The 21,955-nt window shown below is 57.8% G+C and carries 21 protein-coding genes and 1 tRNA gene; 11 read left to right on the top strand and 11 right to left on the bottom strand.

Features of this window, described 5'->3' with window-relative positions; all coding sequences use genetic code 11:
- Nucleotides 1-13 precede the first annotated feature (13 nt).
- The gene (locus ACR0IY_RS17710) at nt 14-916 is read right to left on the bottom strand and encodes a LysR family transcriptional regulator (protein ID WP_480675632.1); all 903 of its coding nucleotides are present in this window, start codon (nt 914-916) and stop codon (nt 14-16) included.
- A gap of 75 nt (nt 917-991) precedes the next feature.
- Between ACR0IY_RS17710 and ACR0IY_RS17715 the strand changes: the two genes are divergently transcribed.
- From ACR0IY_RS17715 to ACR0IY_RS17735, 5 genes are all read left to right on the top strand, one after another.
- Entirely contained in the window at nt 992-4,204 is a 3,213-nt protein-coding gene (locus ACR0IY_RS17715) for a reductive dehalogenase (RefSeq protein WP_480675633.1), read from the top strand.
- Between the two features lie 129 nt (nt 4,205-4,333).
- Nucleotides 4,334-5,200, top strand: coding sequence for an FAD binding domain-containing protein (locus tag ACR0IY_RS17720; RefSeq protein WP_480675635.1), 867 nt, complete (start codon nt 4,334-4,336; stop codon nt 5,198-5,200).
- The gene (locus ACR0IY_RS17725) at nt 5,197-5,676 is read left to right on the top strand and encodes a (2Fe-2S)-binding protein (protein WP_480675637.1); all 480 of its coding nucleotides are present in this window, start codon (nt 5,197-5,199) and stop codon (nt 5,674-5,676) included. Before ACR0IY_RS17720 ends, ACR0IY_RS17725 begins: the two co-directional genes overlap by 4 nt.
- On the top strand, nt 5,676-7,931 hold the full coding sequence (locus tag ACR0IY_RS17730; RefSeq protein WP_480675639.1) for a xanthine dehydrogenase family protein molybdopterin-binding subunit: 2,256 nt from the start codon (nt 5,676-5,678) through the stop codon (nt 7,929-7,931). Before ACR0IY_RS17725 ends, ACR0IY_RS17730 begins: the two co-directional genes overlap by 1 nt.
- Nucleotides 7,924-8,169: a MoaD/ThiS family protein gene (locus tag ACR0IY_RS17735; RefSeq protein ID WP_480675641.1), complete on the top strand. Its 246-nt coding sequence runs from the start codon at nt 7,924-7,926 to the stop codon at nt 8,167-8,169. The genes ACR0IY_RS17730 and ACR0IY_RS17735 overlap by 8 nt, the downstream gene beginning before the upstream one ends.
- Here ACR0IY_RS17735 and ACR0IY_RS17740 read toward each other — a convergent pair.
- Complete coding sequence (locus ACR0IY_RS17740; RefSeq protein WP_480675643.1) at nt 8,166-8,870, bottom strand: lysophospholipid acyltransferase family protein; 705 nt, start codon at nt 8,868-8,870, stop codon at nt 8,166-8,168. The two genes, ACR0IY_RS17735 and ACR0IY_RS17740, sit on opposite strands and share 4 nt — an antisense overlap.
- 143 nt (nt 8,871-9,013) lie before the next feature.
- Between ACR0IY_RS17740 and ACR0IY_RS17745 the strand changes: the two genes are divergently transcribed.
- Nucleotides 9,014-9,089: transfer RNA gene (locus tag ACR0IY_RS17745), tRNA-Trp, on the top strand.
- Between the two features lie 89 nt (nt 9,090-9,178).
- Here the strand turns inward: ACR0IY_RS17745 and ACR0IY_RS17750 are convergent.
- The gene (locus ACR0IY_RS17750; protein ID WP_480675645.1) at nt 9,179-9,391 is read right to left on the bottom strand and encodes a hypothetical protein; all 213 of its coding nucleotides are present in this window, start codon (nt 9,389-9,391) and stop codon (nt 9,179-9,181) included.
- A 193-nt stretch (nt 9,392-9,584) separates the two neighbouring features.
- Between ACR0IY_RS17750 and lptF the strand changes: the two genes are divergently transcribed.
- Nucleotides 9,585-10,724, top strand: a complete 1,140-nt coding sequence (gene lptF, locus ACR0IY_RS17755) for an LPS export ABC transporter permease LptF (RefSeq protein WP_480675647.1) — start codon at nt 9,585-9,587, stop codon at nt 10,722-10,724.
- Here the strand turns inward: lptF and ACR0IY_RS17760 are convergent.
- Nucleotides 10,721-11,548, bottom strand: coding sequence for a LysR family transcriptional regulator (locus ACR0IY_RS17760; protein WP_480675649.1), 828 nt, complete (start codon nt 11,546-11,548; stop codon nt 10,721-10,723). The genes lptF and ACR0IY_RS17760 overlap by 4 nt on opposite strands.
- 101 nt (nt 11,549-11,649) lie before the next feature.
- Here ACR0IY_RS17760 and ACR0IY_RS17765 point away from each other — a divergent pair, with 101 nt between their 5' ends.
- Nucleotides 11,650-12,240, top strand: coding sequence for an HD domain-containing protein (locus tag ACR0IY_RS17765; protein WP_480675651.1), 591 nt, complete (start codon nt 11,650-11,652; stop codon nt 12,238-12,240).
- Between the two features lie 33 nt (nt 12,241-12,273).
- Here ACR0IY_RS17765 and ACR0IY_RS17770 read toward each other — a convergent pair whose 3' ends face one another.
- The 6 genes from ACR0IY_RS17770 to ACR0IY_RS17795 form a co-directional block, all read right to left on the bottom strand.
- A complete protein-coding gene (locus tag ACR0IY_RS17770; RefSeq protein WP_480675653.1) occupies nt 12,274-13,359 on the bottom strand; it encodes a DUF1513 domain-containing protein in 1,086 nt (361 codons plus the stop codon).
- A 3-nt stretch (nt 13,360-13,362) separates the two neighbouring features.
- Nucleotides 13,363-14,373 carry an imelysin family protein gene (locus ACR0IY_RS17775; RefSeq protein ID WP_480675655.1) on the bottom strand — a complete coding sequence of 337 codons (1,011 nt, stop codon included), beginning with the start codon at nt 14,371-14,373 and terminating at the stop codon, nt 13,363-13,365.
- A gap of 3 nt (nt 14,374-14,376) precedes the next feature.
- Entirely contained in the window at nt 14,377-15,918 is a 1,542-nt protein-coding gene (locus ACR0IY_RS17780; protein ID WP_480675657.1) for a di-heme oxidoreductase family protein, read from the bottom strand.
- Nucleotides 15,878-16,363, bottom strand: coding sequence for a bacterioferritin (gene bfr, locus ACR0IY_RS17785; protein ID WP_480675659.1), 486 nt, complete (start codon nt 16,361-16,363; stop codon nt 15,878-15,880). The genes ACR0IY_RS17780 and bfr overlap by 41 nt, the downstream gene beginning before the upstream one ends.
- Nucleotides 16,311-16,604 (bottom strand): (2Fe-2S)-binding protein, encoded by a 294-nt coding sequence (locus ACR0IY_RS17790; protein WP_480675661.1) that lies wholly within the window; start codon nt 16,602-16,604, stop codon nt 16,311-16,313. The genes bfr and ACR0IY_RS17790 overlap by 53 nt, the downstream gene beginning before the upstream one ends.
- A gap of 125 nt (nt 16,605-16,729) precedes the next feature.
- The gene (locus ACR0IY_RS17795; protein WP_480675663.1) at nt 16,730-18,001 is read right to left on the bottom strand and encodes an imelysin family protein; all 1,272 of its coding nucleotides are present in this window, start codon (nt 17,999-18,001) and stop codon (nt 16,730-16,732) included.
- A 229-nt stretch (nt 18,002-18,230) separates the two neighbouring features.
- On the opposite strand from ACR0IY_RS17795, the gene ACR0IY_RS17800 reads away from it, so the two are divergent.
- Nucleotides 18,231-18,758, top strand: coding sequence for a ZrgA family zinc uptake protein (locus tag ACR0IY_RS17800; RefSeq protein ID WP_480675665.1), 528 nt, complete (start codon nt 18,231-18,233; stop codon nt 18,756-18,758).
- Between the two features lie 130 nt (nt 18,759-18,888).
- Here ACR0IY_RS17800 and ACR0IY_RS17805 read toward each other — a convergent pair whose 3' ends face one another.
- Nucleotides 18,889-19,542: a GntR family transcriptional regulator gene (locus ACR0IY_RS17805; protein ID WP_480675667.1), complete on the bottom strand. Its 654-nt coding sequence runs from the start codon at nt 19,540-19,542 to the stop codon at nt 18,889-18,891.
- On the opposite strand from ACR0IY_RS17805, the gene ACR0IY_RS17810 reads away from it, so the two are divergent.
- Together ACR0IY_RS17810 and dctP are read left to right on the top strand one after the other, a co-directional pair.
- Nucleotides 19,541-20,833: a Gfo/Idh/MocA family protein gene (locus ACR0IY_RS17810; RefSeq protein WP_480675669.1), complete on the top strand. Its 1,293-nt coding sequence runs from the start codon at nt 19,541-19,543 to the stop codon at nt 20,831-20,833. The genes ACR0IY_RS17805 and ACR0IY_RS17810 overlap by 2 nt on opposite strands.
- Nucleotides 20,834-20,930: 97 nt before the next feature.
- Complete coding sequence (gene dctP, locus ACR0IY_RS17815) at nt 20,931-21,941, top strand: TRAP transporter substrate-binding protein DctP (RefSeq protein ID WP_170417163.1); 1,011 nt, start codon at nt 20,931-20,933, stop codon at nt 21,939-21,941.
- Nucleotides 21,942-21,955: the final 14 nt, after the last annotated feature.

Consider the following 21,955-nt stretch of genomic DNA (forward strand, 5'->3'; position numbering starts at 1 on the left):
ATTGCCGGGGTGGTCAGTTTTGCATCGCTTCCACAAGGGACTCAATCCGTGCGCGCAACCAGCGATGGGCCGGATCGTTGGCCGAGCGCTGATGCCAGACCATGTAGATCGAAACCGGCTCGCACTGGAACGGCAGAGGTGCACAGTCCAGCCCTGCCAGCGGACCGTTTTTCATCAGCGCTGTGTCGGTCGAGATCAGATCGCTGCCCTTAACAAAAGCCGGGATCGCGTTGAAATGTGGAAGCGTGACTGTAGGCGGGCGGATCTGGCTTTGATCCACACCCCGCATTACGGCGCGGGAACTGCGCCCGTCCGTAAAGCGCACCTCTACATGTTCGGCGTCGCAGTAGGACGCCCAACTGTCAGGGGGATTGCGTCGAGTAGCGTCGTAGAACACCATCAACGGGCTACTGAACACGCGCCTTTGAAAGATATCTGGCCCATCGGGGGGTAGAGGGGTCAACATCAGCTGGCACCGGTCACTGCGCAACAGGTCCGGGTCGGGAACGCCCGATGGGATAAAGCCCAACTGCAGCCGAACGCCTTCGGCCCGAAGCCCGCGTAGCAAAGGGGGAAAGATCAGCTCTCGCGGCAGGTCATTGGTGGCAATCTGGATGCTGATTTCTTCGGACAAAGGGTCAAACGGGCGATCATCGGTCAACGCCCGCATCCCATCCAGCACTTGTTGGACCGGCTCTTTCAGGGACAAGGCGCGCTCGGTTGGTGTCAGGCCCTGGCCCGAGCGCACGAACAAAGGATCGCCCAGCACCTGCCGCAGCTTGGCCAGCGTGTGGCTGATCGCAGATTGCGTTACGCCTAACCGATCGGCGGCTTTTGAAACCGAGCTTTCCTCGAGGATCGTCAGAAATGTGCGCAGTACTTTGCCGTCCAGGTCAGCGAAATCAGTTTTTCTCATATCATCTATGAATAAACATGAATGGATTTACTGTCCACGGCGCATTACGTGACATGCAGCAACAGGAGGTGTGCGATGGGAATCCGCTTTTTCTCGGATAAGAACCGGCCCGTTCACAAAGGCCCCTATCCGTTGGAGCGGCTTGCCCGGCAAGACCGGTTGCCGGATTTGTCGTTGGTCACCCCGATGCGTTCGCTCGGCTTTCACCGGCCCGAAACGCCTGAAAGCATCGTCAATGCGATGGGCGAGTTTCAGGCGATGATGGATACCATCCGCGACGGGTTCGTGAACCCGGTTGCCTCCGAGATTCCGGTGGACCCCGTTGAGCGGGCCAACCACCTCAAGGCATTTGGCTACTTCAACGATGCCTCGATGATGGGGTGCGGTCCGCTGCCGCCCGAGGCGCTGCTGGCCACGCCACGCCGCAATCCCGACATTGACCGCCTGGCCCATGCTTTGAAAACGCGCCAAACCAAGACGCTGGCGTCTGGGATCGACCTGATCATGGCCGATCTGAAGGACAGCATGGAGGCCAAACCCAGGCCCATGGATGTGCACCGGCACGCAATTGTCTTTCTGTATGAACACAATCGCGACCCCGACCCGAATGAACCCGGTGCCGAGTGGATCACAGATGCTCAGGACCACCGCGCCTGTCTGCTGGCGACCGAGAATGCGGTGGTGATCGCGAATTATATCCGCCTGCTGGGCTTTGACGCGCGGGCGCATTCTGTGATGTCCACAGACGTCGATCTGGGCAGGTTGGCAGTGGCGGCGGGGTTGGTCTCTGTCGAAGGTGGGAATGCCGTGGCCCCTTGGCTGGGCAAGCGGTTCGGTCTGGCCGCAGTGACGACCGAAATGCAGATTGCACATGATCGACCGTTGCAACCTATGGCGCAGCAGCCGTGGTTTCACACGCAAGGCCCAGCATGGTGGCTGGGGGCGGGCTTTGCCAAGAATGCGCTGAACCGCGACGCTTACGCCAAACGACGCTATGTGGACGGTGCGCATCCGTTCGAGAGGCTCAGACGGGTCGAAACTCCGACCACCTATATCGACGAGGAAAACGTCGCTCGGGTCCCGAAGCGCGCGGATATGTTCGCGCGGGCGCAGTTTGGGGACATGGGTAAGGCGCTGCAGGACGCAGCAAAAGGCGGGCATTATGTGCGTAAAGCGGCCCCCAGTTTCGCGCAACGCCGGGCGCTGGGCGCGTTTGTTTTGTTGCAGGATGGGGAAAGCGCGAACGCTTTGCCGCCAACGGGCCCAGACCGAAATGCCGCAAATATCAAGGCAGCAACCTATTTCCTTGGCGTGGACGCGGTGGGCCTCAGCCGATGCCCCGACTGGACTTGGTATTCCCACGATGCCACAGGTGAGGAGATCACACCGCCGCATGATCAGGCCATCAGCATGATCATAGATCAGGGTTATGAAACGATGGAGGGCGCAAGCGGTGATGACTGGATAAGCGTCGCCCAATCGATGCGCGCCTATCTGCGTTTCTCGCTGTTGGGTGGGGTGATCGCGCAGCAAATTCGCAACCTCGGCTACAAGGCCAAAGCACACACGGTGATGGATGGAGAAGTGTTGCAACCGCCGTTGTTGTTGCTGTCTGGGCTCGGCGAAGTCAGTCGGATCGGAGAGGTTATCCTTAACCCCTATCTGGGGCCGCGTCTGAAATCGGGCGTGGTGACTACAGATATGCCGATGGCGCATGACAAGCCAATTGATTTTGGTCTGCAAAGCTTTTGCGAGACGTGTAACAAATGTGCGCGGGAATGCCCCTCGGGGGCGATCACCGCCGGCCCGAAACTGATGTTCAACGGCTACGAGATTTGGAAATCCGACAGCCAGAAATGCGCCACTTACCGTGTGACCACTCCGGGCGGGGCGATGTGCGGGCGGTGTATGAAGACCTGCCCGTGGAACCTCGAAGGCATCTTCAAGGAACGCCCGTTTCGGTGGGCGGCGATGAATATCCCCCAAGCCGCTCCCGCACTTGCGCGGCTCGATGATGCAGTGGGTAACGGCGGGTTGAACGACACCAAGAAATGGTGGTGGGATATCGAATTGCAGCCGGACGGTGCCTATCGTCCGACAACCCACCCTCTGAACCGGCGCGATCTGCAAACCGATCTGGACCTGAAATACGAGGACCAAACGCTGGCTGTTTATCCTGCCTATCTGGCCCCGCACCCGTGGCCCTATCCCTTTGCCATGGACCGCGAAGCCGGGATTGCCGCCTATGAGGCGATGGTGACCGCCGAGGAATACAAAGCCCGCAAGGTGGCTGGCGATATGTCCGTTGTGCATCGCTATCAAATCGCCGGAGATGCGCCGGTGATGCGGGTCGAATTGACCAAGGTCGACCGGATGACAACAGACGTGACCAAGTATGAATTTTCGGCCTTGAACGGGGCGCCTCTGCCAGATTGGACCGCTGGGGCACATCTGGATGTGCTGGTTGCGCCAGAATTCCTGCGGCAGTATTCCATGTCTGGTGACCCATCCGACCGAACCACCTATCAAATCGGCGTTCTTCGCGAAGATGAGGGGCGCGGTGGTTCGGCCTTGCTGCACCGGATCTTCAGCGAGGGACGTAAGGTCTTTATCTCGAAACCCATCAACCATTTCGAACTGGTTGAGACGGCAACGCGGACATTCCTGATGGGCGGCGGCATTGGCATCACTCCGATGATCGCCTTTGCCCATCGCCTGCACGCGCTGGGCAAACCGTTCGAGCTTCACTATTCCGCCAGTACGCGCGCCGAGGCCGGGTATCTGGATGATCTGGCGTCAATGCCGTGGGCGGATCACGTGCACTACCATTTCTCGGATGAAGGCACGCGCGCTGATCTGGGTGTGATCCTGTCAGGTTATCAGGACGGGTGGCATGTCTATACCTGTGGGCCGGATCGCTATATGGATGGTGTCATTCAAGCAGCGGATCGGTGTGGCTTTCCCGATGAAGCGCGGCATCTGGAATATTTTTCTGTGCCCGAACAGCCTGAATATGAAAACCACCCATTCACACTGAAATTGGCGAAATCTGGTCGCGAACTGGCTGTGCCTGAGGACAAGGATGCCGCTCAGGTATTGAACGAGGCAGGCATTCACGTGGATGTTAAATGCTCGGACGGGATTTGCGGGGTCTGCAAATGTGGGGTGATTTCCGGGGATATTGAACATCGCGATTTCGTGTTGTCCAACAAGCAGCGTAAAAACGCGATCATCCTGTGTCAGAGCCGTGCAGCCAAACCGAACAGTGTGATTGAGCTTGATCTTTGATCCGAGGTCAGGAAACGACATTTTGAAATCAACAAATTGGTCGTTCCAGCCATGGACGCCATGCGGTTGCTGCACTAACGTCCCCTGCGAACCCCAGTGAATCCTGATCCACAGGTGCGAGGTATTTTCATGGATTATCACAGCCCCGCCAGCTTTGCCGAGGCTTCGGCTCTGGCCGCAAATGCGACGGGAATCACTCGTTTTCTGGCCGGCGGCACCGATGTTCTGGTGCAGCTGCGCTCAGAGCTGGTGACGCCCGATACACTGATCGACATCAAGAAAATCGACGGAGTGAGCGACATTACTCAAAACGCCAATGGCAGCTGGACGCTGGGCGTCGCGGTCACTGGCGCAGAGATGAGCGAGCATCCCGAACTGGGCCGCGATTGGCCCGGCGTGGTTGAGGGGATGGACCTGATCGGTTCGACCCAGGTACAAGGGCGTGCGACGCTGACCGGCAATCTGTGCAACGGCTCTCCGGCAGCGGATTCCGTTCCAGCGATGGTGGCAGCGGGTGTGACCCTGACAGTCACCGGCCCCGATGGCACCCGCGAGGTTGCGGTCGAGGATATCCCGACCGGACCAGGCAGGACGTCATTGGCCAAAGGCGAGGTGGTTTCTGCAGTGCATATCCCTGCACGCGGTGATGATGGTGGCGACGCCTACTTGCGGTTTATTCCGCGCACCGAGATGGACATCGCCGTTGTCGGCGTCGGGGTGAACTTGCGTTTGACCGGGGACACCATCACCGAGGCCCGTGTGTCGCTGGGGGCGGTTGCACCGACCGTTCTGTTGGTCGAAGACTGTGCAAATGCCATTATCGGCAGCACTCTGGACGATGCCGCGCTGGAGGCGCTGGCCGCTGCGGCCTCTGCCGCCTGCAACCCGATCGACGACAAGCGCGGCACCATCGAATTCCGCACCGAGGTTGCCGGAGTTCTTGCCAAACGCGCCGCGAAAATCGCCTATGCCCGTGCCAAAGGAGAAAACGCATGAGCAAGTTTCACGTATCTACGACTGTGAACGGTGACACCGTCGAGTATCTCTGCGACGCGCGCGAAACCCTGCTGGACTGCCTGCGCGACAAACTGAACCTGACCGGCGCGAAAGAGGGCTGTGGCACCGGCGATTGCGGGGCGTGTTCGGTCTCGGTCGATGGCCGTCTGGTCTGTTCCTGCTTGATGCTGGGGGTCGAGGCCGAGGGCAAGCAGATCGAAACTGTCGAGGGCATTGCCGATGGCGACGTCCTGCATCCGTTGCAGAAGAAGTTCATCGAGCATGCTGCGCTTCAGTGCGGCATCTGCACGCCGGGTATTCTGGTGGCGGCCAAGTCGCTGCTGGAAAAGAACCCCAACCCGACCGAGGAGGAAACCCGGTACTGGCTGGCTGGGAACCTCTGCCGCTGCACCGGTTACGACAAGATAATCCGCGCCGTGATGGAAACGGCGGCAGAACTGCGGGAGGCTTCGTAATGGCACTCGACGATCGTAAATCGCAATTCACCTTCGTTGGAACCCGCCCGGACCGCCCGGATGGACTGGACAAGGTCACAGGACGCGCCAAGTTTGGGGCCGACGCCTATGCGCCGGGTATGCTACACGGCGCGATCTTGCGCTCACCCCATGCTCATGCGCGGATCGTGAAGATCGACACTTCGAAAGCCGAGGCGCACAAAGACGTCAAAGCCGTCGTGACCCGCGCGGATTTTGCAGATGTTCCGTTCAAGCCTGGACTGGAAGGCGAGTTCTGGAATGTTCTGGAAAACGTCATGGCTGGCGAAAAGGCACTGTATGACGGTCACGCCGTTGCAGCCGTGGCGGCTACATCAGCTTTGGCAGCCCGCGATGCGCTCAAGCTGATCGAGGTCGAATACGAGGTGCTGCCCCACGTCACTGATGTAGATAAGGCGATGGCCCCCGACGCGCCGGTGATCCGCGAAGGGGCGGCGGATTATTCGGTGCCCAAGGGGATGCATCCGAACGTCGTTCGTTACCACGAAAGTGGTCACGGCGATGTCGAAGCCGGTTTTGCCGAAGCCGATCTAGTCATCGAAGACAGCTTTGTCACCGAGGCGACCCATCAGGGTTACATCGAGCCGCACGCTTGCCTGGGTATGCTGGGCAATGACGGCAAGGGTGAGCTTTGGTGCACGACCCAGGGCCACTGGATCGCACAGAAAACCTGTGCTGCGCTGTTGGGGATCGAAACTTCGCAACTGCGGGTCACCGCGTCCGAGATCGGCGGCGGTTTTGGTGGCAAGACCACGGTGTTTATCGAACCCGTTGCGCTGGCACTCAGCCGCAAGGCCAACCGTCCAGTCAAAGTGGTGATGACCCGGTCTGAGGTGTTCCGGGCCACGGGTCCGACCTCATCGGCGTCGATGGATATCAAAATCGGTATGAAGAAGGACGGGACCATCTCCGCCGCGCAGGGCGTTTTCCGCTTGCAAGGCGGGGCGTTTCCGGGGGCGCCGGGTGACATGACTGCCATGTGTGCTTTTGCGCCCTACAACCTGACCAACGTCAAACAGATTGGTTATGACGTGATGGCCAACCGGCCCAAGCAGGCGGCTTATCGTGCACCGGGGGCACCCATGGGAGCCTTTGCGGTGGAATCGGTGATTGACGAGCTGTGCAAGAAGCTAGGCCTCGACCCGATCGACGTGCGCCTAAAAAACGCAGCGCATGAGGGCACCAAGGCCAGCTATGGCCCGACCTATGAACGGATCGGTCTGGTCGAAACGCTTGAGGCCGCCAAGGCGCATCCGCATTACTCGGCCCCGTTGAAGTCGGGGCAGGGGCGTGGGGTTTCCTGTGGGTTCTGGTTCAACCATGGTGGCGAGACCAGCGTGTCGCTGGCCCTGTCCGAGGATGGCTCGGCGCAGCTGATGGTCGGTACGCCTGACATTGGCGGCTCGCGGGCATCTATGGCGCTGATGGCGGCTGAAGTATTGGGTATCCCTTACGAGAATATCCGCGTCACCATCGCTGATACCGCGACTCTGGGCTATAACGACGTCAGCCACGGTTCGCGCGTGACCTATGCGTCGGGTCTGGCGACGATCAAGGCGGCGAAACATGCGGTCGAGAAACTGTGCGAACGTGCAGCGGCGAGCTGGGGTATTCCGGCCGAAGCGGTAAAATGGGAAAACGGCTGCGCCGTGCCTTCGGGCCCGAATGCTGGCGAATTCGATCCGCGCCCGCTGGCTGATATCACCGCCCATATGGGTGCGACTGGCGGCCCGATCTCGGGCCATTTTGAAGCTACCCCCGAGGGTGCGGGCGTGTCCTTTGGCACCCATATTGTTGATGCCGAGGTAGACCCGGAGACCGGGAAAACCAGCGTTACTCGCTATACGGTCATTCAGGACGCTGGCAAGGCGATCCACCCGACCTATGTAGAGGGCCAGTACCAGGGTGGTGCCGCACAGGGCATCGGCTGGGCGCTGAACGAGGAATACATCTATGGCGACGATGGGCGCCTGCAGAACTCGATCTTCCTCGACTATCGCATTCCAGTAGCCAGCGATCTGCCGATGATTGACACTGTCATTGTCGAAGTGCCCAACCCGGGTCACCCATTTGGCGTGCGGGGTGTTGGGGAAACCGGCATCGTGCCGCCTCTAGCGGCCATAGCCAACGCCGTCTCGCATGCGGCGGGTGTGCGGATGAAGGAACTACCGATGTCGCCGCCCCGCATTCTGGCGGCGCTCAAGGACAATGGTTGAGGTCCACCTCTGGTCCGGCCTCCGGTCTTTGACCGGGGGCCAGCAGGTGGTGGAGGTCGAGGCCAAAACCACAGGTGAGTTGCTGCGGGAACTGGTGAAGGTGCATCCGCAGCTTCAGGGGCCAGTTGATGCGGGCGTGTCCATCGCCGTCGATGGACGGGTCATTGCCAGCGGATTGACGGAACCAATCCCCGAGGGGGCAGAGGTTTACCTGATGCAGCGCCTGCGGGGCGGTTAATCCGCAGGCGACCACGGTTCACGGCCAACCATCCGGTCGGCTTCGGCGGTAATGTCGTTCATATGTTGCTCAAGACTTTGGCGAAGGGATTCAATTTCCTCCTCGCTGGCCTTTCGGGGCACGGTTTCCGTCCATTCCCGGCACAGGAATACCCCTTCGTTGCGCCAGGGGCGCGGCATCAGCAGCCGGTCCCATGTGCCCGCCTCGCGCCCGTGTTTGGCGGAAAAGGTGATCCCGAACACCCGCTTGCCCGAGGTGCGCGCCCAGACCAGTGGAACGGTGGACAACACTCGCTCAGGTCCGCGCGGTCCGTCAGCGGCGATGCCGATGGAGATGCCTTGCTTCATCTTGCCCAACACTTCGCGTGACAGGGCGACGTGGCGCTTTTTGCTGGCCATGGCAATCGTGTCCATGCCGAATAATTTCTGCACACGCCCCACCATGCTGCCCGCCCGCGCGGACGAGGTGATCGAACAGATACGCCCCTTGTCCAACGGAAAGAAATACGGCGACTGCGCCAGGCGTTGATGCCAGAGAACGACGATAACCGGCTCGCCCTGTTCCGCCAGCTGGTCCAGTTCTTCATACCCGATACGCTGCCATCGGGTGTTGCGGTTGACCATCCGGATATAGCTGGCAATGCGCCGTGCCGCCCAGTTCAGAACGGCTTCGCTGTCGGCAATCTTTGTGCGGATACTCACGGATGGGGTCCTTTGTACTGACCAAACCGTGTCTTATAGAACTCGTCGCGGCACGCAACTTGTTTGTCGTATGCAATAGTCGCGGGGAAACTGAAAAAGCCTCTTGAGTCCGCCGCGCGGCTGGCTTATCTGAGGCGCACCTTAGGGGTATAGCTCAGTTGGTAGAGCGACGGTCTCCAAAACCGTAGGTCGCGGGTTCGAACCCTGCTGCCCCTGCCATTCTCTCAAATTTCTAAATTGTACTGCGGTGCGTATTGGCGCTCTGGCGTGGTACTCTTGGGCGCACCTCGCCGAGTGCCATTTCGGGCCTAGCCGCTGAAATGATGCCGGTAGACCATCTCGTGCAGATCCTGCCTGCAATACCCGAGTTCCAACAGTTCCCGCTCTGACATCCTGTCTACTTCCTGGCGTTTTCGTTTGTACTCGGCATTCTTTTCGCGTTTTGCTTTTCGCTCCTCAGCGGACGCAAAGAGGTTTGAAAAAATACCGTTTCCGGTAATGAAGTCTGCATAGGCCATCATAACATCCTCCTTTGCATGATTGACTGTTTCTGAGGGTTAGATTGGAAGCCGTGCTGAACCGCGCCTGTAGCGAAAATTAATGTTTCTTTAGGCGCTAATCTGGGCGCTCGTGATGCCTCTCGGTCAATCCCGGTTTCCTATGGCTGCGGAATGGCATAAGGTTCGGCGCATCACGAACACGGGTAGAGGTTACATGTCGCGCTTTGATGGATACTTCCTGCGGCAATTGCTGATTCTGTTCGGCTTTTTCACTTTGGTTCTGGTCGGTGTGTTCTGGATCACCCGGTCTGTCAGCCTGTTCGATCGCGTCATCAGCGGCGGTCAATCGGCGATGGTGTTTCTGGAGTTTACTGCGCTGACCCTGCCAACCCTGATCCGAACGGTGATGCCGATGGCGGTGTTTGCGGCCGCCGTCTATGCAACCAACCGTCTTAGCCGTGAAAGCGAACTGACGGTGATGCTGGCCACCGGCTCCAGCCCGTGGCGACTGGCGCGCGCCGTATTTCTTTTTGGTCTGGTGGCAGGGGTCATGATGGCCGTCATCAGCGTCTTTTTACGTCCCGCCTCGGTCGAGCAGCTTGAACAGCGTCAGGCTGAGGTGGCAGGCGACGTTACAGCACAGTTGCTGAATGAGGGAGAGTTCCTGCACCCGACAAAGGGGGTCACCGTCTATATCGGCAGGATTGATCGGGACGGTACCTTGCATGAGGTTTTCGTCTCGGACCGGAGGGACACACAGAACCCTGTCAGCTATTCGTCGAAAACCGCCTATCTGGTCAATAATGATGTTGGAATTCATCTGGTGATGGTGGACGGGATTGCTTTGCGTCTGGATGAACAGGGCAGGAAATTATCTTCGACCGTGTTTGAAGACGCGTCCTATGACATCTCTGAATTGACCAGCGGTGGCGACATGGCCGCGCGCAGCCTGGAAGCGATCCCTACAATTGAACTTCTGAAGGATCGCGACAGTATCATCTCTGCCGAAAAGTTCACCGAGGGTGAGCTGGTCGATGAATTGCACCAACGGTTTTCCTGGATTGCCATCTGTGTCGCGGTGGCCATGGCCGGGTATGCCACGTTGATGCTGGGCAGTTTTTCCCGCTTTGGTTTGTGGCCGCAGATCTTGGGAGCTTTCACCATCCTGATCGTGCTTGAGGGTGTACGGGGGTTTGTCTCGCCTGTCGTAATCGCAGATTCCAGGCTGTGGATTTTACTCTACCTGCCGGCGGGTATCGGCATCTTGATCTCATGCCTGTTTTTGGTTGTTGCCGGGCGGCCTTTGGTACGCAAGCAAGCGCGGGGAACTCATGGTGCGGTGACTCAGGCCTAACCTTCGGCGCGTAGATTTATGAGGCACTTCAGAACGTCATCGAAGGCATCACTATCTCGGCGCGTTACCAGAAATAACGGCAGCAACAGGTCAGTTGCTTCGAGTACGGGGGTCATCAAGCCCTCGGTCAGGTGGTCCCTGATGACGTATTCCGGAAAATACCCGGTCCCACCTCGCCGCAGGACGTAGCGCAGAGCCATCATGCAATTGCCCAGAAAAACTGTCTGCCCCGAGGCTTTGCGCGCGGCGGATCGGACGTGATCCTGATAGATATCTCCCAGTTCCAGATTTACGAATACAGGATTATCCGTGGCGGGAGTTTCCACAAGAATTAGACGCTCGGGATCCAATTCAAGCGACTGCACGCGTGGGTCTGCGGGCCGTTCATGGGTCAAGGCTGCGTCCAGTACATGGGTCGCGACCGCGTCGATCATGTTCAGATCGTGGTCATAGTTGAGCGTCAGCAAAAGCTGCCCGAGGCGTTGTTCGAACAGAACGGCCAGATCAACCAGCAACGGGTCCCAAATGCTCAGCTGCGCGCCTAGCCGCAGGGCGACCCGGTTCTGCGCCTGATCGGGCAGGTCGCGCGAGGCGAAAGACCACAGTGACAGCATCTGTTCGGCGTAGGGTCGAAATTGCCGCCCGAATTCGGTCAGGCGGGTGCCGCCGGCGCCACGGGTAAACAGCGGCCTGCCGGTTTCCTCCTCGATCTGCCGAATGCGGGCGCTGACGGCGGTTTGGGTCACATTCAGCTTGCGCGCGGCGGCGTGAAAGCCACCGGTTTCGGCCACGCAGAGAAATGTCTCGAATGCCTTGAGTTGCATGTTGAAAGTATTTTTTCATCGTAGTGATAAAATCAATTCATTTTTTAGGCCAGCGTGCTTGCACTAGCCTGATCCCAACAGAAAAGCCAAAGGACCGCGCCATGCTGGACAAAAGCCACAAACCAACCTGGACCAGTTTCGAAGAGGCCACTAAGGCTGATTGGAACGCTGTGATGGAGTATGAAGAGGCATATAATGCCGCGCTACCGGATCGGATTCTGGATGCAATCCGGTCGCTGGACGAAGATTGGACACCCTATCCGGTTAACCGCTATCAGCACAGCCTGCAGGCCGCTACGCGCGCCTATGAGGATGGCGCGGACGAAGAATTGGTAGTTGCCGCGCTGATCCATGACACTGGCGATATCCTGTCACCGTATAATCATGGCGAGTTGTCAGCAGCGATGATGAAGCCTTACGTCAGCGAAAAAACCTATTGGATTCTCAAGCATCACTGCGTGTTCCAAGGATACTATTACAACCATCACCTGGGCGGCGACCGTTACGCCCGTGACAAGTACCGAGACAGCCCTTATTGGGAGGATTGTCGCTATTTCTGCCATGAATACGATCAAAAGGCGTTTGATCCCGAATATCCGACTCAACCGCTGGAATTCTTCGAACCCATGCTGCGTCGTGTCCTGAACAAAAGCGAAGGTCACATGGAACTGAACGAAACTGCCGAAGGTTAATTCAGCCGATAGAAGACCGGGGCGTTGCCGAATTTAGACGGCCGTGCGAATTGGGATCAGATGATTGTCCCACTGGCAGTCTGGCTGTGCCGAGATTTTGGCCTGTTCGTTTTTCGCTTGCCCGACGATCCCGGTGCCGGTGGTGAATACAAACCCGTCGGGTCCGGGGCCAAGGCCGCAGACATCCTCCAGCGGGACGGTGATGACACGTGTTGCATCGCTGACGTCGAATTGCAGCAGTGCGTTACCGCGTGGGCAGGTAATCGCCACCATCCGGCCATCGGCAGCAAAGGCGATACTGCCCGCATACCCCTGAAGCGTGCTTTGTTGGTCGTCAGGGGCTGAGAGCAGGCGGGGCGGCTCACCCCTTCGATGCAGGCCCAGCAAAGGCGGGTGTTGCGTTTTGTCCCCCTGCCACTGCATCGCGAACCCCACCAGCCCGTCGTGGCGCACGGTGAGATGGCGGATCGAGTTTTTGTGCAGTTTGCTGGGCAATTCCATCTGTTCCAGAACTGCGCCCGTCATGTCCAAATAGCTGAGGCGCGGCTGCATCGTCGGCAGGTTCAGCTTTGATCGGGCGGTTTCAGGGTGGGTTTCAATCCCGCCATTGGCAACGACCAGTGTTACGCCGTCTGGCATCAGGCGCATGTCATGCGGACCAACCCCGCCCGAATGGAACTCGTCCAGACGGGTGTAGTCCGTGGCGTCCCAGACGCCGATCACGCCCTCTCCGGCCTCAAAATCATTTTCGGTGGTGAAAAGCCGGGTGCCATCGGATGAAAAGACGCCATGACCGTAGAAATGGCGGCCTTTAGGAGCGTTCATTTGGGTGACTACGGCACCCGTTGCGCAGTCGATGACCACAGCAAAGGTGCCCGGTCGACGGGCAAAGGCAACGGCCTGAGCGCGACCAGGATGAGCGGCCGCCGCGTGACCTCGTGCTGGCAGGGGTAGCGCGAACAGTATCTCTCCGCCCGCTTTCAACCCGACTAGCCGATAGGTGCCGTCCGGAAAAAGCGCGGCCGCCAGATAGTCGGGCGCGCCGACCGACGCCCAGCCCGGCACTGGCGCAAGGCTGGTGGCCAGCAGGCCGGCAAGAAAATGGCGTCGGCTGGCCATGGCTCAATCTCCATCCAGAGAGTTGAAACCCGCGCCAATGCCTAGTGTTGGCCCAAGCTCAGCAGAAGTTATGGCGCGAATGTTGTTGATTGACTGTTGCAAAGCCTCAACCCGGAACCTTCCCTGAGGCGTTGCCACATTCACAAAAGCCGGATCATCCAGCGATTGCGCCTGCTGGATCGCCTTGCTGAATGCGCCATTCAGATCGGCCGAAATCGCGGGGTGATCTGCTGACAATCGCAGGGCCAGATCGCGCAGCGCAACAAGGGACAGTTCGACATGGCGCAAGGACCGCTCTGATCGCCGCGCCTCGGCGCGGTTAGGGCGAGGGCGGTCGAAGGTTCCCATAGGGCGGCCCAGACGGGCTTCGGCGGTGAACTCCAGACCGGTGATCAAGGCCTTGTAAAGTTCCTGCATTGCTTCGTCCTCTGACCGGTAGGGGCTACCGTCCCCCGTCTGCGTCAGGGCTGATGCATAGTTTGCCCAGTCTTCGTTCAATGCGCGGGCATTGCCGTCGATATCCGCCGCGATCGCCTGTATCAGAGCGCAGCGATAGGCCGCGCTGCCAAGATCCGAAAACTTCGGGTCGTACAACATCTGCTCAAGCGCAAAAAAACCACGACCGGCAACGGATGTTTCAGCATATGCCTCGGGGGATTGAACCGCCGCGTCCTCGGTGGCGATCAGGGCTTTCAGCGCCTTGGGCGTGAATCCTTTTGTGTCCGGCCAAAAAGCCAGTGCAAAGGCACGGTCTTCTACTTCTGAGGGGCCAAAACGCAGATGGCTGACGGCAATCCAGTCGTCAAAAGCGGCATGATAGGCTGCATGCAGTTGAGATGACCCGGCCACACAATCCGTCTGGGCCGTCCGTGACAGTGCCGCCGTCCCATCTGATAGCGCAGCATACCCCGGTAGGATATGAGCCTCGATGGCGTCTGACAGGATCGGTGCGCGATCCTGAGCCTGCGCACACAAGGGCAGCGTCATAGCAAAGGCAAAAGCAAATGCGCGCATGGGTCAGAGACTCTCCAGAAAACGTATAAGGGCATCCCGGTCGGGTTTGGGCATCGACACAACTGTGTCCCGAGCGCCTTGCGCTTCACCGCCATGCCACAATATGGCTTCGAGCAAGGACTGCGCGCGACCGTCGTGCAGAAACTGCGTGTGGCCTGAAACCTGCTGGGTTTTCCCGATGCCCCACAGCGGGGGCGTGCGCCATTCGCGGCCAGTGGCACGGGCTTCGGGACGGTGGTCGGCGAGACCGTCACCCATGTCGTGCAGCAACAGGTCGGAATAGGGCCAGATCAGTTGAAAGCTGTGTTCGGGCCGGTCCGCCATGCGATGCGTGACAAAAGACGGGGTGTGGCAGGACGCGCAACCGATTTCGTGAAACACCTGCTTGCCGCGCAGCACCTGCGGATCATCCACATCCTTGCGCGCAGGAACACCCAGGTTGCGGCTGTAGAAGGCAACCAGATCCATACCGGTCTGGTCGATCTCAAACTCGCGAGCGTCGCTGTCTCCGTGTGGCGCATTCACGCACTCCACCTGAGCGGGGGTGCAATCGCCGTGACCTGCCGGATAAAGCGGGCTGGAAATTCCGATATCGCCCGCGAACGCTGCCGAGGATTGCTCCATAATCGTGGGAATTCCCGCCTTGAGACCGAACCGGCCCATCATCGGCGCACCATATTCAATTGACCATACGATGTTCGGGCGCCCGGAAATGCCATCCCCGTCCGCGTCATCCGGATCAGCATTGGCCAGCAGGTCTTCGACCGGGATCGCCTCAAGCAGCCCCAGGCCGATCATCTGCGGCGCCACGCGCGGGCTAAACATGGCGTCGGGGTGCAATGGGCCATAGCCCAGATCGGCTGCCGCATAGGTCGGGTGGCGCAGGGTTACTACCTCTCCGCCCGACAGTGTTACGGGGACGTCTTCATATGTGATGTCCAGTCGGTATTCTGCGGGGTGGCCGGGCAGGGCCAGGTCCTGCATCTGACCGCCGTAATTGGGGTCAGGCTGGGTCGCGATGTATTCTTCAATCTCGTCATACTCGATACCGCCCGGGATCGACACGCGCAGGAACATCGAAATTGCGTTGTCGTCAGGTCCGTTGGGGGTGTGCCCCCGCCCGTCCTTGATATGGCAGCGCTGGCATGAACGGGCATTGTACAACGGCCCCAACCCGTCTGATGCCAAGGTCGATGCCGGAGAAGACACCCAGATTTTCTTGAACAACCCATTGCCAACCTTGAAGTCCAGCTCCTGATCAAAGCTCAGATTTCCTGATGGCTGCGAAAAGGCATCGGCGTCTGAACGGGCGCGAACGGTTGCCGCCCCTGCGGGCAACTCCTCGAACCGCTGCGGTGCACTGAAATCCACGGGAACGGCAGTTACCCGGGCAATGCGGGTAATTTCATCAGTGGTCCTTGGGGTGAAATTCAGGTGGAGATCCTGCAGCTCGGCTGCGGGGGACTGGGTGGCTGCAAAGGCAGCCACCGACAGTGCGGCAAGGCTACTCGCCTTCGTCCATTTTGGATGCGTTGAGTTGCGCATAATTGGCTTCGCCAATCCTTTCGTACAGATCAAGCTGGGTTTCGAGAAAGTCGATATGCCCTTCCTCGTCGCGGATCAGCTCTTCAAACAGAGACATCGACGCATAGTCGCCTGCCTCACGGCAATATTCCCGTGCCTCGACATACAGGGCGCGGGCGTCATTCTCGGCCGCGAGATCGCATTCCAGTGTTTCCTTTGGATTCTGGCCGATCCTCAGGGGGTCCAGCTTTTGCAGGTTGGGATGCCCTTCTAGAAAAATGATGCGTTCTATCAGCTTGTCCGCGTGGCCCATCTCTTCGATGCTTTCCTCGCGGCTCTTCTTGGCCATATGACCCAGGCCCCAATCTTCCTGCAGACGGTAATGCAGCCAATACTGGCTGACGGCCGTCAATTCATGCCGCAGAGATTTGTTGAGGTATTCTATGACTTTGGGGTCGCCCTTCATCTGCATTCTCCTGTGATACTCCGGTGCGTAGCGCACGAAGTTGCATGGGGACTTCCAGCTTATCGCTGGAACGCATCGAGTCTAGAAAAAGCGGCATACACCCGCCGCAATCCGCTGATTTGCCAAGGGCATGATATATTTTGCCGGGTGTAATCACGGCATGTGGGTCTGCCGTGCGCATCCAGTCGATGGCCGCGTGTATATCGTGATCGGTTATGTGCGTGCAGTGGCAGACAATCATGGCGAATCTGGCGGTGGTATATTTCTTACTTAATTAGTCGGTTATTCGCTTCGGGTCCAGTCACAAATCGCATCACAACGTGTCCGGAAGCGTGAAAATCTCCACGCTTCCGGATAAAGCCGTGTTTAGTGGAACACTGCGTCAGGATTGTCGAGGCTGTCCGACCCTTCAAAGTCAATCTGATTCAGTTCCAGCACTGTCACGATGCGTTCGATCGTCTTGGTCTGATCGACCAGACCATTGACCCCGCCCATGATCAGAATCTCGCCCCCTTCATTGCCGCGCTCCAGCATCTGATCATAGGCAAACCCTGCCTCGGCAGTCGACTTCAAGCGACTTAAGGCTTGCATTGTGTTCGCCAGCTTGACCTTCATCTCGGCATCCAGCGATGGATCGCTGGCAATGACCAGATCGGAAAGTGACGCGCCGTTGACCGGAGTGCCGTCGATACGGGTATAGCTACCCAGATACACGTTCTGGACACCGAGACCATCGTAGTAGTGGCTGTTGTGGGTGTTGTCCGAGAAGCAATCATGCTCTTCCTCGGGGTCGTTCAACATCAAACCAAGACGCATCCGCTCGCCCGCCTGTTCACCATAAGACAGCGAACCCATGCCGGTCAGAATGGCGCTGACGCCCGCGGTTTCATCAGCGGACAAAATGGCACGCGCATCGCCGCCTTCGGCCCATTGCGCGGCCATCCATTCCAGATCACTGACCAGCAGATCGGTTGCGGCACTCAGATACTGGGCGCGGCGATCGCAGTTGCCGCCGGAACAGTCGTCACCTTGAACATAGTCGGTGTACGGACGGTTGCCTGCGCCTGCACCGTGGCCGTTCAGGTCCTGCCCCCACAGCAGGAATTCGATGGCGTGGTAGCCGGTGGCGACATTTGCCTCGATCCCGTCAGCCTCGTGCAGAATCTCGCTTAGCAGTTCAGGGGTGATTTCGCTGGCGTCGACGGTTTCCCCCGACAACTCAAAGCTGGGGTTGGCGATAACGTTCAGCGCAGCAAATTCATTTTCGTCTGTCGGACCGCCATATGCGGCATCAACATAATCGATCAGGCCTTCATCCAGCGGCCAGGCGTTGACCTTGCCTTCCCAGTCATCAACGATCGCGTTGCCGAAACGGTAAACCTCGGTCTGCTGATACGGCACCCGCGCCGCGACCCAGGCAGCACGGGCTGCGTTCAGCGTGGTGTCGGATGGTTCGGCAATCAGGGCGTTTACGGCTTCTTGCAGCGTTTTCGCCGCGATCAGGCTGTCACCGAACTTCGCTTCTGCAATGTTCGCATAGGTGTTCAGGACATCGGCTTTCGATGGTGCATTGGCGGCGACAGCAGCAGATGCGAGCCCGAGGGTCAGGGCACTGGTGGCGGCAATTAATCTGGTCATGGGGTGACACTCTCTTGTCAAAAAAATCAGTGGCGTCTTTCGAGCGACGCGCCGGGTGATTAACTGATAGAAACAGTAAGATATGTCAACCTGAGTCTTTTTATCGGAAATGATTTTGGCATTCACACTCCCCAATAATGGTGGGGCCACATGCTTTGTGTCGCGATTGCACAGGTTATTAATCCTATTAGAATAAAGCCCGTGATTCCTTTTTAGGCGGTACTTGATAATGAGACGCGCAGCACTTGCTTTGACTTTGGTCCCTGCAGTTGTGCTTGCGCAGACACCCTCCGGTCAGGCGCAAGGGACGGGCCATCTGGGAATATCTTTTTCCGGCTCAGAACTTGCATTTAGTCTTGTGGTTCCGGCCGCCGATGTCGTTGGTTTTGAAAGACCGGCCGACACAGACGAAGACCGGGCTTTGATCGCTGGGGTGATTTCCGAATTGACGAAGCCGTTAGAACTCTTTGTGCTGCCAGAAGAGGCAATGTGTGTCACTGTCGCTGCCAACGTAACACTTTCCGCTGACGCTTCAGATCAGAATTCCAGTAGCACGCAGGGCACGGATCAGCCAACGGGCAACGAGTTTGTGGCTGACTACCAGATTCAATGTCAGGATATCGAGGTGATCGAGAGTATACGCTTTGCGTATTTTGACCATTTCCCGCAGGCTGAGAAACTCATCGTCCAGGTTGATCGCTCAGGTGAGGTTCAAATACGCGACGTTGCCCGAAATACGTCTGATTTGCCGCTTTAGACGCACAGTGCACGCGCGCGAAAACCGTAGCGGTAGTAGCTGTATCCTGCCTGGCGATTTCGATCTAACGAAATTGGCTTCACCGAGTCGCCCTAAATCGAAGGGGGTCGTAATTGGTGGGCGGTATAGCCTACATGGCCTCCAACGTGTGGGTGAGGCCGTTTCGAATGTGGTCTTCCAATAGCCTCTTCGCCGTATCCGCGTCTCGGGCCAACGCAGCATCGAACATGTCCTTGTGCTCCTTGACGGCCTCTTCGCCGCGATAGGTCAGCACGAGCATCTGATACCGCAGGTATTTGTCGTAGATGATCGAGTGCAGAGACAGAAGATTCTTGGAGTTGCAGGCTGCGACCATCGCCTGGTGGAACTCCCAATCATATCGTTTCCAGGTTTCTTTCTCGGACTCGTCGCCCTTGAGAAGCTGCTGTTCCATCAGGTGAAGTTTGTGATGTGCGGCGACGAGGTTGCCTTCCCAATCCGTGTCGCCATTCGCAATGGATAACTCCAAAGCGTGGCACTCCAACAGAACGCGCAGCTCTGATATCTCGGTCAGGTCTTCACGTGAAACTGGCGTGACCAGGAAACCCCGTTGCTCGGGAGCTTCGACAAAACCGTCGCTGGCAAGCCTGTTCAGCGTTTCACGAAGTGTCGAAAGGCTTGCCGAATAGCGTTCCTTCAAGGCGTCCAGCTTCAGTTTGGAGCCGGGCTGCAACTCACCGAAGATGATGTCCCGCTTGATGCGCTGATAGGTGCTTGCACCTATCGTAGACGGCTGTTTCGCCATGCGTTTCACCCGATATTATCAGTTTCCTCGTTCAAATAGCATTTTTCAGAGACATCAGCAATCCAAACTGATGTATGGTAAAAATAAAAATATCATACATTATTGCGGAATCACGAAAACCCCAATACGGTCGAGTTCAAATTGGGCGGCGCAGCCCGGTCGCAATCATCGGTATCGGGATATTCCGAACCCTCCGGAAGGAAGCAAAGTGTCTGAGAACTTTCGCATTGCCATTGTCGGCATTGGCCTTGTTGGGCGCCGCCACGCGGACGCCATCCGAGCTTTGCGCCATGTGGATTTTATCGCGGTAGTCGATCCCAGCGACGAAGGCCGAGCGTACGCAGCTGAGCATGGGGTCGCATGTTACGAGACCCTCGAGGAAATGTTTGCAAATCAGACGCCGGACGGAGCTGTTCTTGCGACCCCGACCACGCTTCATGTTGAACAAGGCCTCACGTGTGTTCGACATGGTTGTCCCGTTCTTGTCGAAAAACCGATCGCCGTGGAAGCCACCGCTGCACTGGAGCTTATCCAAGCAGCGGAGAGGGCCAATGTGCCGCTGATGGTCGGACATCATCGCCGGCACAATCCTCTGATCAGGTCGGCTAAGGAAGCCATAGTCGATGGGAAGATCGGAGATGTGCGCGCTGTCCATGCGAATTGCTGGTTTTATAAACCTGACGCGTATTTTGATGCTGCGCCCTGGCGAAAGAAACCCGGCGCAGGGCCTATCTCGGTCAATCTTGTCCATGATGTGGATTTGCTGCGGTACCTGGCCGGAGAAGTCGTGACCGTGCAGGCTCAGTCGGCTGCATCGCAACGCGGCTACGACAACGAAGATGTCGCCGGTGCGCTATTGACGTTTGAAAGTGGGGCGATAGGGACCATCAGTGTATCCGACAGCATCGTCGCCCCGTGGAGCTGGGAGATGACGTCTCAGGAATATCCAATCTATCCTTCGACCACTGAGAGTAGTTACATGATAGGTGGCTCTCATGGGTCATTGTCCGTTCCCGATCTTCGCCTGTGGAGTTACCAGAGAGAGCAAAGGGACTGGTGGACGCCAATCTCATCAACCGCGCTGAAGAAGGGTGCATCTGACCCGCTGGTCAATCAACTCAGGCACTTTGTTGAAGTTGCTCGGCGCGAAACAGATCCGATTGTGTCCGGATGGGAAGGTTTCAGAACGCTTCAAGTTATTGAAGCTATTCAGAATTCCTGCAGGACGGGTGAAACGATCAGGATAAAGAACTTGCAAAAAGCACTGCCGGCAAGCATAACTGCAGTTTAAAATATCAGATATTTTGCAAAAAATCTTGCAAAATGTCCAAAATAGGTCAAAACTCAGAATCGGAAAAATACATCATGATGTCTCAGGGAGGAGCAAAGTGATTACCAAACTTACCCGACGGGCTGCTGTATCAGCCCTGGTCGCAACCGGTGTTCTGTTTAGCGCGACAAGTGGTGCGCTTGCGGAAGACAAAGTGCAACTTCGACTCGCAACATCAGGATCGGAGACCGACCAGCGCTCGGTCGCTATGGCCGAGGTTTTCGCGCCTATGGTCGCCGATTTCGCAAGCTACGAGCCCAGCTATAATGGCACCATCTTCGCCCAAGGAACCGAGTTGGACGCCATCAGCCGGGGCAACCTGGAAATGTCGATCACCTCGGCGCAGGAACTTGCACAGTTCTTCCCCGAGTTTTCGATCTTTACCGCCGGCTATGTCCACCAGGACGCCGCGCATCAGGTTGCAGTCTTCAACGACCCTTTGATGGATGCTTTCAAGCAAAAGGCCGAAGAAGAACTGGGTGTCAAACTGCTTTCGGTCATGTATCTGGGCCGTCGTCAGGTGAACCTGCGCCAGCCCAAGGATGAGCTGACCGTCAGCACACCGGCTGATCTGGAGGGTGTGAACCTACGGATGCCGGGCACAGATGCGTGGCAGTTCCTTGGCAAAGCACTGGGTGCCGCCCCGACGCCGATGGCGTTCTCTGAGGTCTACACAGCGTTGTCGACTGGCGCTGTAGACGGTCAGGATAACCCACTGCCAACCGTGGTTGATGCCAAATTCTACGAAGTGACCAATCAGATCATTCTGACATCGCACTTGGTCGACTTGAACTATATCGCCATCGGAAAAGAGGTTTGGGACGGGTTGACACCGGAACAGCAGGCCAAGGTTCAGGAAGCTGCGGACGCAGCGGCTGAATCGGGTCGCCAGAAGCAGCTTCAGAAAGAAGAGGATCTGGTCAGCTTCCTGAAAGAGCAGGGCATGGAGGTCTACGAACCCGATCTCGCGGCGTTCCGTGATCAGGTACAGTCTATGTATCTGGAAAGCGAGTTCGCCGGATCATGGCCGGACGGTGTGCTTGAGCAGATCAACGCTCTGGGCAACTAAGGCCGTCTGAAAAA

The organism is Ruegeria sp. BC1 (assembly GCF_056539305.1).